The organism is Luteimonas terrae, from assembly GCF_004358165.1.
In the GTDB taxonomy this organism is placed as follows: domain Bacteria; phylum Pseudomonadota; class Gammaproteobacteria; order Xanthomonadales; family Xanthomonadaceae; genus Luteimonas; species Luteimonas terrae.
Map to the genome: position 1 here is coordinate 84,276 of NZ_SMTG01000003.1, position 14,696 is coordinate 98,971.

Genomic DNA, 14,696 nt, shown 5'->3' on the forward strand with positions numbered 1-14,696 from the left:
GCAACGCTGGCGCTGGGCTCAACGCGCCGCAGCAGCTGCCGGCCACACCGGCAAGGACACACCGCGGGCGCGCAGCACGCCATCGCGGACGGCCCGGTACACGTCTTCGACGTACATGCCTTCCGTGCACCGGACCTCTCCACCGGCTACACGCCAGTGGGTCATTTCGCCGCTGCGATAGGCCTGCTGCCCGAGTTCCGCCAGGTCCTCCCAACGCGCGATCGGGTCAGGAAAGTCCAGCGGCCTGACCTCCGGCGACTTCGGGTCATCCACATTGCGGCGGATGTCACCGCAGGACGCCCACCGCCCGTCCGCCGTACGGTGCACGGGCACCGCCTGGTACTTGTGCAGGTAGGGCGGCTCGGCCATCGCCACGAACAACAGGGCGTTCTCGAAACGCGCGAACGGCGGGAATCCGTAGTGGTCGGCCACGCGGAACTCGAGCGTGTCGCCGGCGGGCGTGCCGACGATGGGCTGCACGATCCGGTAGCGGGCGGTGAACAACTCGTCCATCGTGATGCAGCGCAACGCTTCGCCTGGCTCCACCGCGCAGGGGTCCGCCATGCGCTCGACCGACACGCGTTCTCCGATGAACACGAACGTGTCCAAGGGCGGTTCCGCACGCGCTTTGCTTACGGCCGCGGCGTACAGCACGGCGGTCAGAGCGGTCCATCGCCACGTCGTGTGCATCAACTTCTCCGGTGACCTCGGATTGGACGTAAGGCCTTCGACGTAAGGCGGGCACTCACGGGTATACGTGGACGAGGCCCCGAGACCTCGATGCGCCGCGCCTGCCCGCGTGCGCCGCTAGCCTCAGGCGCCCAGCAGTTCGACGTCGAACTTCAGCGTCGCGTTCGGCGGAATCACGCCGCCGGCGCCGCGTGCGCCGTAGCCGAGGCCGGCGGGAATGATCAGCGTGCGCTGGCCGCCTTCCTTCATGCCCTGCACGCCCTCGTCCCAGCCCTTGATGACCATGCCGCCGCCGAGCGGGAAGATGAAAGGCTCGTCGCGATCCTTGCTGGAGTCGAACTTCGCGCCCTGCGCGCCGTTCTCGTACAGCCAGCCGGTGTAGTGCACGGTCACGTTGCGACCGGGCTGCGCTTCCTTGCCGGTGCCGACGACGGTGTCTTCGTACTGCAGGCCGGATGGCGTGGTGGTCATGGGCATGGCGGCATCCTTCGAATGTGGAGTGGGCCGCGCAGTCTAGCGGGCGGCTCGCGGTTCCGCGTGGCGCTCGGCGACCCATTAACGGGACGCGCGGGTGCCGTCGTTGCGGATGACCGCCCGTTTTGCCAAAAGAAATGCCGCACGCCCGAGGGCGCGCGGCATTCCTTGATCCGATCGAACTGTTGCCGCAGGTCGAGCCGAGGCCCGACCCACGACATGCAGTGATCAGCGGGTCGTCAGACCGTCGGTCACGACGCTGGTCACGCCTTCGATGCCCTGCGCGATGCGGGTGGCATCGGCGATCTGCGACTGCTGATCGACCATGCCGGTCAGCGTCACGACGCCATTGACGGTTTCGACGTTGATGTCGAGACCCTTGACGTTGGAGTCGGCCAGCAGCGAGGACTTCACCTTGGTGGTGATCCAGGTATCGGTGCCCGGCTGCTCGGAGTCGTTGGTGCCGGCCATCGTGCCGTCGTTCGCCATCGGGTCGGTGGCGGTGGTGTCCATCGGCGTGGTTGCGGCCGGCGGCGTGGTCATTGCCGGGTCGTTGGCCGGCTGCATCGCTGCCTGGTCTTCGGCGGTACGGTCGTTCGAACAACCGACGGCCAGCGCCATCACGGAAGTCAGGGCAATGGCCAGCGGGATACGGGTGAGATTGGAAGTCATGTGGAACTCCAGCGTCCGGGGTGTGGCCGGAGTCTCCGCGGCACGATGCCGCTGCGGCGTGACGAAACCGCCGACGTCGCGTGAATACGCGGACCGGGCTGGACGGCTTACGCCATCGTGAGCATGCGTCGCTGCGCATCCTCCAGCAGCCGAAGGCGATCAACGTTTCAATCCGGAGCAGGAACGCGCTCAGTAGGAACTCACCGCAGCGGTGTAGGCACCCGCGTACCACTTGGGATCGCCAAACAACGACGCCTTTTTCTTGTCGATGAAAGCGACCTGATTCTCGAGAGTAGCCTGACCGTAGCGTCGCCCAAGCAGCTCCTCGAAGACCTCCATCAGAACAAAGACGACGTAGGCCTCACTGCTGCGGTGATCGAGGATCGAGGTCATGAATCCCGTGCTGTAGCGATCGAACTCGATCTCGAACGACCAGCCCGATGCGAGCAAAAAAGCGAGCGCCGCGCTCGTACTGATCCATGAGTACGCCGCCGATCTCGAACAGCCGCGCCCGTGCTTCCGTCAACGTGGCAACGTTCTCAGGAAGCATGCCGGAACGTTCGACCCGAGCAAGGTCATTTCTTCGTTGAGTCCGGCGACTGCTCGGCCTGGATGATCAGCGCTTCGTCGAGCAGATACGGGTAGAACTGCATCCGCCGTCGGAACTCGGCGCCAGCCCAGCCGATGAGCCAGAGGATCGCGGCCATTACCGCAAAGAACGCGATCCAGCTGGGTAATGCCAGAAGATCACGCCAGTTGCGCAGGACGACGAACAACGACAGCAGCAAGGGCATGAGGCCCAGACGCTCGACGCCGCCAATCAGAATTGTCAGTCTAGAGCCAAGCCTTTCGTAGCCCATGCGGGCGGCCCGAGCTTGCGCCTCAAGCTCGCCTTTCGGATACGTGGCCAGCCGCTTCGCCAATGACCGAAACTCGGCAACGTCGTGATCAACCTGCGCGATCATTCCACGGCGATGCGCACGAAACTCGCGCCATAACACGATGGTGTTGCGCACGAAGCCGGGCGCGAATCCAATCACCATGATGATCAGCCCAGCCTTCGACATCCAGACCATCCACTGCGCAGGTGCGAACCACTGGATCAACAGCGAGGGAAGCAGACCCAACACTGCGCCGAGAACGCCAATAAGCGTCCAAGGGCGAATCCATTGCGGTGTGTTGAGCGCCGCGACCGGCCCCTCAGGCACGGCCTCGATCTGGGTATCCAGCAGCGCAAATGTCAAAGGCGCCTGATCCATGGCCTCGTCTTGCTCCTCGGCTCAAACAAACAAAAGGAGTGAACCAAACCCTGTTATCCCGCTCACTCTCACCCATCTTCTCCAAACGCGGCATCGGCATCTGCGAAGCGAGTCTTTTGCGCAGCTATACGTCGACTCAGAAGCAAGCTCCCCTTCGTGAGGCGGTCCGTGAAATATTCACCGGTGACCGTCGCTGGCCGTAATTTCTGTGGCCCATGCGTGTCAAGGACAATAGCCCCGAAGTGGATCTCGCTGCGATACGCGCGCAAGTGAACATTAGGCTGGTTGGAGTAAACACCAAAAACTTTGTATCCGTCCTCGCTCGGAGACTTGGTAATCGAATGCGCGATGAGCCAGGATTCCGACTCCGGGGTCATCAGATGCAACTGAAGCTTATAAAAAGTCTGCGTAACGCCCATGTAGCAGACAATGGGAGGAATTCTGATCTTGGTGGCGGGATCTTCGTAGCTCGACTGCAACTCGACAAGCCAAGTTCCTCGCAGGTCCGGGCGACAGAAGAGCCAGCCGTGCAGCCAGCGCTGCCGCCACAGAACATGCTCAACGGCAAGCGCAACCAATCCCAAGAAGCCGACAACAATGCCGAAGGGTGCAGCATGCTCGATAGAAATCGGCGTGCCCTGAATAAGGAGAACGACTCCCCAGACGACCACCGCAAGCAACAGAACAATGACGATATGCAGGCGCGTCAATGTCATGGCACGATCCCGATGTAAGACCAAGCATCGAGCAAGAACTTGTTTACCTTGGCTCGCTGATCTGCGGGCTGGCCAATGAATATGTACTTCAACTGGCTAACTTCGCACCAGTATTGGCACGTCGCATCTTCACGCGTGTTCGACCACAGATAACAGAGAACTGCGCGCACGCACTTTTCCCAACTGCCGTGAGCGAAATTCTCGTTTGGGGCGTTGTGCACTAAGCACTCGACCAGAAATCCCTTAATGTCCTTGGCCGACTCGCTTCCCTCCCCCTCCATGACATAGCGCAGTTTCCGCAAAATCCGCACCACACCCTTGAACGCCCTGCGCGTCGCCTCGTTCTTGCTGACGGCGTATTCGTAATGTTGGGCCGGCCAGTGCGGATACAACTTTTCAGGCCAATTGATAATTCGTCCGCCGCTATCGGGGCGAAGTTCGACACCGCAAAGAAAAGAGCCATCTGTGTTGTAGCGCCGATGCTCAAACAGCGGCACTACGTCAGCATCTACCCGATAAGTGTTGGCGTGTACGTCGAACGCCTTGTCCCCCCACGTTACGCCGGATGTACCGAAGCGCGCGATGAGCGCCCCGTAGATCTGCCTTTTGAACTCTTGGACTGAGTACGCGGATTCGCTATTTCCGAACGTTTCGTCGGTAGTTCCTTGTGGGTACTCGGGGTAGAACGTGCTCCCTGTGTACAACACACCGATATCGACGTCGCTGTCCTGCCTTACATTGACGCGATTTCGGTAGGAACCTTGGACGAAGACCCGAGTGGTGCTTTTCAGTTTGGCGTCCGCATCTAAGGCATCTCGAATACCTTTGATGGCGTTCTGAATCCGCGCTTCTTCAGTATCTCCAGGCGGTTGCGCCCACTGCGAGAACTTGGCTTCCCACTCTCCGGCCATCCTTGCCTTCCTTAAATTGATGTTGGTAGGCCGGCGTTCTAAACCCCGGGAATCGAACCAGCGTCACGGGGGATTTCAACTCCGACTTTAGCAATCTGCGCTCACCCGCACTTGCTATAACCACAGTTCAAACACGTCGCGCATCCGTCCATCAGCACCAGCGCCTTCGTGCTGCACTTGTGGCACATGGTCGCGGACGGCGGGAAGCTCGCGTCGTCGCCGGTGATGGCGATGTCTTCGGGGTGTGCGTCTGCGCTGGTTGGCGCCGTGGGCGCGGCGACGTTTACGTCAGCGTTTTTTTTTGAGCCTTCGCGCTCTTCGAACTGCCGGCGCTTCTCGGCGATCAGCGCTTTCTGCGCGTCCGACATTTCCGGGTCGTGCATCATGCCGATGGACTTGAGATGGTCCTCGACGATCATGCCCAGCTCGGCGACCAGCGACGGCATGTACACGCCGCCGGCCTTGAAGTAGCCACCCTTGGGGTCGAACACGGCGCGCATTTCCTCCACCAGGAAGGTCACGTCGCCGCCCTTGCGGAACACGGCCGACATGATGCGCGTCAGCGCGACGATCCACTGGAAGTGGTCCATCGACTTGGAGTTGATGAAGATCTCGAACGGGCGGCGCTGCTCGTGCTCTGAGCCCGCGTTGAGCACGATGTCGTTGATGGTCACGTACATGGCGTGTTCGACCAGCGGGGATTTGATCTTGTAGGTGCTGCCGATCAGGACGTCCGGGCGCTCGATGCGCTCGTGCATCTGGATGACGTCGGCCTTGGGCAGTTCCGCCTCGACGGTCTCGCGCGAGACGGACGTGCCTTCGACGGCCTTGTCCTCCGGCTTCACGACGGCGTATCCGGTGATCTTGCGGTCGATCTTGACGGCCATGGCGCGGGTCCTGGGTGGATTGCGGGTGTGGTGGAAGTTCGGGGGAGCGCAATTCCCCCTCTCCCCAACCCCTCTCCCGCGAGGGGAGAGGGGCTTTGAGCACTCCCTCTCCCGCGAAGGGAGAGGGGCTTCGAGCAGCGCTTCCGCGAGGGGAGCGATCTGGAACGACCTCACCCGTGGGGTGAGGTTGAAGCGGGTGGATCAGGCCTTCTTCGACGCGCGCTTGGTGGCGCCTTTCTTGGCGGCGACCGAACGCTTGGCGGTCTTGGCCGTCGTCTTGGCAACACCCTTGCGGGCGGCGACGCTGCGCTTGGCGGTCGCGGTCTTGGCAGCGGCCTTCTTTGCGACCTTCTTCACCGCCTTCTTGGTGGCCTTCTTGGCGGCGCTCACCTTGCGGGTGGCTGCGGCCTTCTTGGTGGCGGTCTTCTTCGTCGCTGCCTTCTTGGCGGCGGTCTTCTTCGTCGCTGCCTTCTTGGTGGCGGCCTTCTTCGCCGTCGCCTTCCTGGCGACCGACTTTTTGGCAGTTGCCTTCTTGGCAGTTGCCTTCTTCGCTGTCGCCTTCTTCGCGGTCGCCTTCTTGGCGGTCTTCTTGGTGGCCTTCTTCGCGGCGCTCTTCTTGCCGGCGCCGGCGCGCTTGGCGGCGGCGATGTCGGCGCTCGCGCTGGCCTTGGCGGCGGCGAGCTTCTTCTTCACTGCGGACACGCGCTTGCTGACGGCCTTGCTGGCCTTGGCGGTGGTCTTGCTGACGGTCTTGCGCACCTTGGTCACGCGCTGCGTGACCGTCTTTTCCGCTTCCTGTGCGCTCTTCCTGGCCGACTGGGCGACCTCGTTGGCGCGCTGCTTGACCACGGCCACGATTTCCTTCGCCTTCTCGGCGACGTCTTCGGCCGCGTGCGTCAGGGTGTCGGCAACCCCGTTTCCGTTACTCATCTTGATTGTCCTCGTCAGTGAACAGTTACGGAGCACAGCGTCCGTGGCGGAAATGTAGCGCGAAGATCGTGCACAGGGGAGCAGGTCTTGCGGTGCAGCCGCCGCGTCCTCGACGCGGCGTGTCGCAGGCTCGCGCCGCCGTCACCGGCGGTGCGGCAGGCGGCTGTCAGAACTTGCCGTAATAGCCTTCCTTCAGCGCGTCGAACAGGTTGGCGGCGGTGTGCAGTTCGCCGTCGTATTCGATCTGCTCGTTGCCCTTCACCTCGAGCACGCTGCCGTCCTCGAGTTCGAAGCGGTAGGTGGTGTTTTCCAAATCCGCTTCCTTGACCAGCACGCCCTGGAACGCGGCGGGATTGAAGCGGAACGTGGTGCAGCCCTTGAGGCCCTGCTGGTGGGCGTAGCGGTAGATGTCCTTGAAGTCCTCGTAGGGGTAGTCCGTCGGAACGTTCGCGGTCTTGGAGATCGAGCTGTCCACCCACGTTTGCGCGGCGGCCTGCACGTCGACGTGCGCCTTGGGCGTGATGTCGTCGGCGGCGATGAAGTAGTCGGGCAACTTCGCGTCGGCGTCGTCCGAATACGGCATGGCCTTCGGATTGACCAGCGCGCGGTAGGCCAGCAGCTCGAACGAGAAGACGTCCACCTTTTCCTTGGTCTTCTTGCCCTCGCGGATCACGTTGCGGCTGTAGTGGTGCGCGAACGAGGGCTCGATGCCGTTGGAGGCATTGTTGGCCAGCGACAGCGAGATGGTGCCGGTGGGCGCGATGGAGCTGTGGTGGGTGAAACGCGCGCCCACCTCGGCCAGATGGTCGACCAGTTCCGGCGCGACCTCGGCGATCTTCTGCATGTAGCGCGAGTACTTCGCGTGCAGCACCTTGCCGGGAATCTCCTGGCCGACCTTCCAGCCGTCGGCGGCCATTTCCGGGCGCTTGCGCAGCATGGCGGCGGTCACGGTGAAGCGCTCTTCCATGATCGGCGCCGGGCCTTTCTCCTGCGCCAGCGTGAGACCGGTTTCCCAGCCGGCGACGGCCATCTCGCGCGCGATGCGCTCGGTGAACTCGCAGGAGTCCGCCTCGCCGTAGCGCATGCGCAGCATGGTCATCGTGCTGCCCAGGCCGAGGAAGCCCATGCCGTGGCGGCGCTTGCGCATGATCTCGTCGCGCTGCTTCTGCAGCGGCAGGCCGTTGACCTCGACCACGTTGTCGAGCATGCGCGTGAACACCCGAACCACTTCCTTGTATTCCTCCCAGTCGAACCACGCGCGTTCGGTGAAGGGCTCGCGCACGAACTTGGTGAGATTGACCGACCCGAGCAGGCAGGCGCCGTAGGGCGGAAGTGGCTGCTCGCCGCAATTGTGTGCGTGCAGACCATTCGCATCGAAGGTGTTGATGCCCGGCACCTGCACGTCGTAGACGGCTTCTTCGCCATCCGCGGTCACCGATTCGACGGTCGCGACGAACCGGCTGCGATTGAGCGCGCGACGGTAGCCGGACAGCGCCCGCTCGAGCCGACCGGCCTTGTCGCTGTCGGCGAAGCCGATCAGATCGGCGTAGCGGGCGAGCGCCTCACCGCTGATCACGAGTTCGAACTGCGCCTGGGTGTCGTAGCCGCGCTGGCCACTGCGACCGTCGGGCAGCACGGCCTGCCCCGCCGGACGACGATCGTAGATCGACGCGGGAATGCCTAAGCGCAGAAGCATCCGCTGCACCGCTTCGAGCCGTGCGCGATCGGATTGCGCCAGACGTACGGTCACACCCTTCAGCTGGCTGCCCTGCACGCTGCCGTCGGCGTCGAAGAAGCCGCGCAGGAAGCCGCGGCAGGCGGCGCTGGACATCTGTTCGACCGACGGGGTGATGGCCTTGTCGCCGGGCGACATGCCAAGACCGCTGGCGATGTCGCGCAGCGCGGCCGACTTCATGCGCCACTCGCCGCGGCCGCTCACTTCGGACCAGCCGGCGAAGTCGCTGCGATGCGGCAACGTGCGCGCACAACGCTCGGCTTCCTGCATCAACGCGACCACGCCCGCAGGGCGCTGCGCGGCCGGTCCGTTCGCCTGCGCGGCTACGCTCCATGCCGACAGCACGGCGGCTTCTGCCTTGAGCGTGCCGTCGCCGACCAGCAGACCCAGCAAATAGCCGGTTTCCAGCGTGTGCGCGCCGTTCCATTCGGCATTCGCGCGATGGTCGTTGAGCAGGACGCGATCGCCGGCCGCCAGTTGGCCGGCCTCGCACCACTCGGTCTCCACGCTCCAGCGCGTCAGCCGGCTGACCCGGCGTACCCGATGGTCGTGCGTGAGACGCAGACGATGGCCTTCGCGCATCTGCAGTGCGAATACGGGCTTGGTCGCCGTCAGGAAAAATCCTTCGGCGGTGGTCGCGTGATCGGCGCCATCGACGCGCGCCTGGAACGGGCGCCCGATGAGATCCGACACCTGGCGAGGCCCGTCGCCCGTCTGCACCCAGGTGTCGGCGGTGACGCAGGGATTGGTCGCGCGGATGCTCTCGCACCACCAGTTGTTGTTCTGCTCGTTGACGCGGTCGATGAGGATGAAGCCCGGCTCGGCGTAGTCGTACGTCGAGACCATGATCATGTCCCACAGGTGCCGCGCGCGGACCTTGCCGTAGACCTTGCAGGCGACGAGGCCGTCGTCGCGGGTGACGTAGCCGGTGGTCTGCGGCCATTCGCGCCAGATGACCTGCTCGACATCGGCCAGATCAAGATCGCCGGCCTCCTTGTCGTTGATCGGGAACACCAGCGGCCATTCCGCATCGGCATCGACGGCCTGCATGAAGCCGTCGGTGATCAGCAGCGAGAGATTGAACTGGCGCAGGCGGCCGTCTTCGCGCTTGGCGCGGATGAAGTCGCGCACGTCGGGATGGCTGACGTCGAAGGTGCCCATCTGCGCGCCGCGGCGACCGCCGGCGGAGCTGACGGTGAAACACATCTTGTCGTAGATATCCATGAAGGACATCGGGCCCGAGGTGTACGCACCGGCGCCGGCGACGAAGGCGCCCTTGGGCCGCAGCGTGGAGAACTCGTAACCGATGCCGCAGCCGGCCTTCAGCGTGAGGCCGGCCTCGTGGACCTTCTCCAGGATGCCGTCCATCGAATCGACGATCGTGCCCGACACCGTGCAGTTGATCGTGCTGGTCGCGGGTTTGTGCTCCAGCGCGCCGGCATTGGACGTGATGCGGCCGGCGGGAATCGCACCGCGGCGCAGCGCCCACAGGAAGCGCTCGTTCCAGTGGCGCTGCTTCTCCACCGTGGTCTCGGCTTCGGCGAGTGCCTTGGCGACACGCTGGTAGGTGCCGTCGATGTCGGCATCCACGGCCACGCCCTGCTTGGTCTTCAGGCGGTACTTCTTGTCCCAGATGTCGTCCGACGCGGGCTGCATCGGAATGTCGGGACCTGCGTCCTGCTTCACCGCCGCGAGGCGAACCGTGCTCATGCTGCTGTGCGCTCCTTCGATGGGGCGACGGCCTGGCCGCTCGCCTGTCGTGATCGTGTGTCGGATGCGGGCCTGCTGCCGGAACGGCTCAGGCGCCGCCGGGCAAGGCGTGTTCGAACGGAACGTCGCGCGCGTCTGCGCAGCGCGGCATGCGGCCGGCGGCCGAAGGATTCATGGCATTCCAACCCATCGCGTGCATCCCCTTTGCTGCGAAGCGTCGCTGCACCGGAAAGCCCCATGTCTTGGGATTTCCGAAAGCCGACACCCAAGATGTAGTGGCGGCAACGGGGGTCCACGCTACGCCCGCACTCCGACCGGTGTCAACCGGAAAACGGGTCGGCCGGCGTCTGCAGGCAGGACGTCCGACAGATGCCGACGGCGCCGTTGCGCGCGATCATCTGAATGCGACTTTCAATTCCGATTCAAACGCGTCGCGCGACACTGCGGGCCTCCTACGCGGCCCCACCGCCGCACTCGACCCGCCTTCCACGCTTCCGCGTCGACCATACGACGCACCGCCGACAGGGGACGCTCCATGCGCGCCAAGACCACCCTCCTCGCCCTTACCTGCGCCGCCGCGTTCGGTGGCTTCGCCGCGACCGCCATGCGCGACTTCGTGCAGCAGCCTGCCGGCGCCGCGCCCGCCGCCGCTGCGGTGCCGACGATGGCCGCGCTGCCCATGGCGGTCGATGGCCAGGCGCTGCCATCGCTGGCGCCGATGCTCAAGACGGTGACGCCCTCGGTGGTGTCGGTGCACACCAAGCAGCGCGTGCGGGTGAGTCCGTTCGGCAACGACCCGTTCTTCCGCCGCATGTTTCCCGAGCTGAGCCAGGAGCGCATCAACGAATCCCTGGGCTCGGGCGTGATCGTCGATGCGCAGCAGGGTTACGTGCTGACCAACCACCACGTCATCGAAGGCGCAGACGACGTGTCGGTGACGCTGGCCGACGGCCGCACGGTGGAGGCGGAATTCATCGGTTCGGACGTCGACACCGACGTGGCGCTGATGCGCATCAAGGCCGACAACCTCACCGCGATTCCGCTGGCGCAGGACGCCAACCTGCAAGTCGGCGATTTCGTCGTCGCGGTGGGCAATCCGTTCGGCTTCGGGCAGACGGTGACGTCGGGCATCATCTCCGCGGTCGGCCGCAGCAACGTGCCGGGCGTGGGCTTCCAGAACTTCATCCAGACCGATGCGTCGATCAATCCGGGCAATTCCGGTGGCGCGCTGGTCAACCTGCGCGGCCAGCTGGTCGGCATCAATACCGCGAGCTTCAACACGCAAGGCAGCATGGCCGGCAACATCGGTCTGGGCTTCGCGATTCCGATCGGCCTGGCCCGCAACGTGATGACCCAGCTCGCGACCACCGGCAGCGTGCAGCGCGGCACGCTGGGCGTGGACACGCAGACGGTGGATGCGCGCATCGCGCAAGGCCTGGGCCTGGAGAATCCGCGCGGCGCGGTGGTCACGCGCGTCTACGGCGGCTCGCCTGCCGCGCGCGCCGGCCTGCGCGCCGGCGACGTGGTGGTGGCGGCCAACGGCGAGCGCATCGACAACAGCGAATCGCTGCGCAACTTCCAGGGCCTGCAGGCGATCGACACGCCGGTGACGCTGGACGTGCTGCGCGACGGCCGCAGCCTCAAGATCGACACGCGCCTGACCGCCTTGCCGCGCGATGGCGCAAGCGTCGATCCGCGGCTGGCCGGCGCCACGTTCGCCGATCTGCCCGAGGCGATCCGCCGCCAGAACCAGCGCGCCGGTGGAGTGATCATCGAGAAGGTCGAGGCCGGCAGCCGCGCGCACCAGAACGGTCTGCGCGAGGGCGATGTGATCCTCGCCGCGAACAGCGGACAGTTCCGCGATCTGGCCGGTTTCCGCGACTCGCTGGCTGACCGCCCGACGAACCTCGCACTGCGCATTTCACGCGGTGGACGCACATACGACGTAATGATGCGTTGACCGTTTTTTCGGCATCCACCCCCACCCGCCGCGCTTCCGCGGCCAAGCCCCAACCGACAGGAGCACGACCATGAGCCCCACTTCGACCGACGCGGTGAAGACCCATCTTGGCGAGGCCGGTTCGCACCTCGCGCAGGCCGCGCGTGACGCCGGCGCTGCGGTCAAGAATGCCGCCAGCGTTGCAGGCGACGAACTCAAGCTGGGCCGCGCGACCGTCAAGTCCGATCTCGCCGATTCCGCGCTCGCCGGCGTCGCCGCGTTCGAGGAAGGCGGCACCGCCGCGAAGGAACAGTACGACGTGCTGCTGGACAAGGGCCGCGACCTCGTCGAGAGCGCCGCCGACCTGATCCGCGAGCGTCCGATCGCCGCATTCGGCACCGCGTTCGCGGCCGGCTGGATCATCGCCAAGCTCGCGCGCAGCGGCAAGTAAGCGCGCGGTTCGATGACCGAGCGCGTGACCGGGGAAGACCCGCGCGAGGAACCCGCCGGCAGCGCACATCGTGCGCCCGGCGAAGTACCGCACCTCGACGAAAGCATCCGCCGCATCCGTGCGGCGGCCACCGAAACCTTCAGTTCCGGACTCGACAGCGGCCGCGCCCTGCGCAAGCTGGTGTCGGCCGATTTCGCGCTGTCGCGCAGCGCGCTCGGCCGCGGCCTGGCATGGGCCGCGGTCGCGGTCGTGTTCGGCGCGTCGGCCTGGTTGCTGACGATGGGCGCGGCGATCGCGCTGCTGCAGTCGTGGGGCCTGTCGTGGCTGGCGTCGATCTCGATCGCCACGCTGATCAGTCTTGTCGTGACCTGCATTGCCGCCTGGCGCGTGTCGGTGTTCTTCGACTATGCGGGCATGCACGCGACGCGTCGCCAGCTCTCGCGACTGGGGCTGTACTCCGAGGCGGGGCACAGCCGCGACGACGATGACGACGATGCGCCCGCCGCCACACCGAAGGGGCCATCGACGCCATGAACTTCGAAGGTCTCAAGAACCGCGTCGAACGCGCAGAGGCGCTGGTCGACGGTCGCACCACCCAGACCACCGATCGCTACCGCGCATTGCGCGTGAGCTGGCGCGAGGCATGGACACCGTCGCGCATCATGATCGCGGGCCTGATCACCGGTTTTCTGACCGGCAGCATGGAACCGCAGCGCGCGTTGTCGAAGCTGGGCAAGGTGAGCAAGTTCGCAGGGCCCAAATCCCTGCAGCTGATCAGCGCGGTGTCGGGGCTGTTGACCTCGATCCAGGCGACCGTGGCCGCGGCGACTGCCGAGAAGGCCGCCGAGACCGCCGACGACGCGGCGCAGACCGCGGACGCCGCGGCCGACAACGTCGCCGAGAAGACCGACGGCGTGGCCGGTACGCAGGCGGCCGCTGCTGCCGGCGCCGCAGCGGCGATGCAGGTGCAGGCCGGCGCGTCGCAGCAGCAGGCCTCCGCTGCCGCGGCGACACGGCCCGCGACGCCTGCCGCGGGTGCGGACGCACGGCCGCTCGCGGATCGCAGCCGCCCTGACCCGGTGCTGTCGGAGCAGCCACGTCCGGCCGAAGCCGCGACCGAACTGTCAGAATCCGGGCGCTGAGCGCCCACCCGACGACCGCCCGATGAGCACCCCGACCAGTTCGTTGCCTGACGAGGCCGACGCGCCGTTGCCGACGCCGACGCCCGTGGCGCCGCGTCCGCGTGCACCGACGGCGGTCATCGTGCTGGCGACGCTGGCGGTGCTGGCCACGTTGTGGGCGGCGCAGGCGGTGATCCTGCCGGTGCTGCTGGCGGTGTTCTTCGCCTTGGTCGGCAACCCGCTGCTGCGCGGCATGCGCCGGCTCTTCATTCCCCGCTTCATCGGCGCGCTGCTGGTCATCAGTCTCGGCATCGCCGGCGCCGGCGCGCTCGGGTTGCAGCTCTACGGGCCGGCCAGCGAATGGGTGCAGGACGCGCCCAAGACCCTGCGCGCGCTTGCGCCTCGGCTCAAGGCGATGACCCAGCCGGTGCACCAGGCCAACCAGGCGGCGGAGTCGTTCGCCCGCGCGACCGAGGACCGGCCGCAGCGCCGCGTGCAGGTGGTGCAGATCCAGGACAACGCCTCGTGGCGCACCCTCGTCGCCACACCCAAGATGCTGGCGTCGGTGCTGGCCGTGGTGCTGCTGACGTTCTTCTTCATGGTCTACGGCGAGAACCTGCAGCGGAACGCGATCGCGATGCTGCCGGACCGGCAACGCCGGAAGCTCACCGTGGACATCATGCAATCCATCGAGCGCGAGATCTCGCGCTACGTGCTGACCATCTCGATCATCAACACGCTGCTGGGCGCGGTGTTCGCCGGCGTGCTGGTGTGGATGGGCCTGCCGCTGCAGGACGCGCTGCTGTGGGGTACGGTGGTCGCGCTGCTGAACTTCGCGCCCTACGTCGGGCCGCTGATCGGCGTGCTGCTGATGCTGCTGATGGGCTTCGTCAGCTACGACGGCAACTGGCCGTCGGCTGCATGGGCGCCGGTGATTCCGGCCGCCATCTATTTGCTGCTGCACACGATCGAAGGCCAGTTCGTGACACCGATCGTACTCGGCCGACGCATGGCGATCTCGCCGCTGATGCTGATCCTGGCGCTGATGCTGTTCGGCTGGATGTGGGGCATCGTCGGCCTGCTGCTGGCCGTGCCGCTGATCGTCTGCGTGAAGCTGGTGCTGGCGCGCATCGAAGGCTTCGAGGGCTGGGCGCGTCTGCTGGCGTGACCCGAGCCGGCGCGAGCCGGCCCGGGTCCGGCG

16 protein-coding genes are annotated in these 14,696 nt (G+C 65.6%); 5 read left to right on the plus strand and 11 right to left on the minus strand.

The annotated features are described in order from the left end of the window. Positions 1–18 precede the first annotated feature (18 nt). From E2F49_RS08905 to E2F49_RS08950, 11 genes are all read right to left on the minus strand, one after another. Positions 19–690, minus strand: a complete 672-nt coding sequence (locus E2F49_RS08905; protein WP_133393580.1) for a hypothetical protein — start codon at positions 688–690, stop codon at positions 19–21. A 123-nt stretch (positions 691–813) separates the two neighbouring features. Continuing rightward, complete coding sequence (locus E2F49_RS08910) at positions 814–1,167, minus strand: FKBP-type peptidyl-prolyl cis-trans isomerase (RefSeq protein ID WP_133393581.1); 354 nt, start codon at positions 1,165–1,167, stop codon at positions 814–816. A gap of 225 nt (positions 1,168–1,392) precedes the next feature. Then, positions 1,393–1,836 carry a BON domain-containing protein gene (locus E2F49_RS08915; RefSeq protein ID WP_133393582.1) on the minus strand — a complete coding sequence of 148 codons (444 nt, stop codon included), beginning with the start codon at positions 1,834–1,836 and terminating at the stop codon, positions 1,393–1,395. A gap of 189 nt (positions 1,837–2,025) precedes the next feature. Beyond that, entirely contained in the window at positions 2,026–2,229 is a 204-nt protein-coding gene (locus E2F49_RS08920; RefSeq protein WP_133393583.1) for a hypothetical protein, read from the minus strand. Beyond that, positions 2,198–2,386 carry a hypothetical protein gene (locus E2F49_RS16350; RefSeq protein WP_165971173.1) on the minus strand — a complete coding sequence of 63 codons (189 nt, stop codon included), beginning with the start codon at positions 2,384–2,386 and terminating at the stop codon, positions 2,198–2,200. The genes E2F49_RS08920 and E2F49_RS16350 overlap by 32 nt, the downstream gene beginning before the upstream one ends. A 25-nt stretch (positions 2,387–2,411) precedes the next feature. Further along, on the minus strand, positions 2,412–3,095 hold the full coding sequence (locus tag E2F49_RS08925; RefSeq protein ID WP_133393584.1) for a hypothetical protein: 684 nt from the start codon (positions 3,093–3,095) through the stop codon (positions 2,412–2,414). 68 nt (positions 3,096–3,163) lie between these two features. Beyond that, positions 3,164–3,811 carry a Cap15 family cyclic dinucleotide receptor domain-containing protein gene (locus E2F49_RS08930; protein WP_133393585.1) on the minus strand — a complete coding sequence of 216 codons (648 nt, stop codon included), beginning with the start codon at positions 3,809–3,811 and terminating at the stop codon, positions 3,164–3,166. After that, positions 3,808–4,722: a nucleotidyltransferase domain-containing protein gene (locus tag E2F49_RS08935; protein WP_133393586.1), complete on the minus strand. Its 915-nt coding sequence runs from the start codon at positions 4,720–4,722 to the stop codon at positions 3,808–3,810. Before E2F49_RS08935 ends, E2F49_RS08930 begins: the two co-directional genes overlap by 4 nt. 101 nt (positions 4,723–4,823) lie before the next feature. Further along, entirely contained in the window at positions 4,824–5,609 is a 786-nt protein-coding gene (locus tag E2F49_RS08940; protein ID WP_133393587.1) for a TSCPD domain-containing protein, read from the minus strand. A gap of 201 nt (positions 5,610–5,810) precedes the next feature. Next, positions 5,811–6,575: a hypothetical protein gene (locus E2F49_RS16355; RefSeq protein WP_165971174.1), complete on the minus strand. Its 765-nt coding sequence runs from the start codon at positions 6,573–6,575 to the stop codon at positions 5,811–5,813. Positions 6,576–6,705: 130 nt separating this feature from the next. Continuing rightward, entirely contained in the window at positions 6,706–9,984 is a 3,279-nt protein-coding gene (locus E2F49_RS08950) for an LAGLIDADG family homing endonuclease (RefSeq protein ID WP_133393588.1), read from the minus strand. A 535-nt stretch (positions 9,985–10,519) separates the two neighbouring features. Between E2F49_RS08950 and E2F49_RS08955 the strand changes: the two genes are divergently transcribed. The 5 genes from E2F49_RS08955 to E2F49_RS08975 all read left to right on the plus strand — a co-directional run bounded on the left by E2F49_RS08955 (position 10,520) and on the right by E2F49_RS08975 (position 14,663). Continuing rightward, a complete protein-coding gene (locus tag E2F49_RS08955) occupies positions 10,520–11,944 on the plus strand; it encodes a Do family serine endopeptidase (protein ID WP_055251715.1) in 1,425 nt (474 codons plus the stop codon). A 70-nt stretch (positions 11,945–12,014) separates the two neighbouring features. Further along, positions 12,015–12,374, plus strand: coding sequence for a hypothetical protein (locus E2F49_RS08960; protein ID WP_055251713.1), 360 nt, complete (start codon positions 12,015–12,017; stop codon positions 12,372–12,374). 12 nt (positions 12,375–12,386) lie between these two features. Continuing rightward, positions 12,387–12,908: a phage holin family protein gene (locus tag E2F49_RS08965; protein ID WP_165971175.1), complete on the plus strand. Its 522-nt coding sequence runs from the start codon at positions 12,387–12,389 to the stop codon at positions 12,906–12,908. Then, a complete protein-coding gene (locus E2F49_RS08970; RefSeq protein ID WP_133393589.1) occupies positions 12,905–13,516 on the plus strand; it encodes a hypothetical protein in 612 nt (203 codons plus the stop codon). The genes E2F49_RS08965 and E2F49_RS08970 overlap by 4 nt, the downstream gene beginning before the upstream one ends. Before the next feature lie 22 nt (positions 13,517–13,538). Beyond that, positions 13,539–14,663 (plus strand): AI-2E family transporter, encoded by a 1,125-nt coding sequence (locus tag E2F49_RS08975; RefSeq protein WP_133393590.1) that lies wholly within the window; start codon positions 13,539–13,541, stop codon positions 14,661–14,663. The last annotated feature ends 33 nt before the right edge of the window (positions 14,664–14,696 follow it).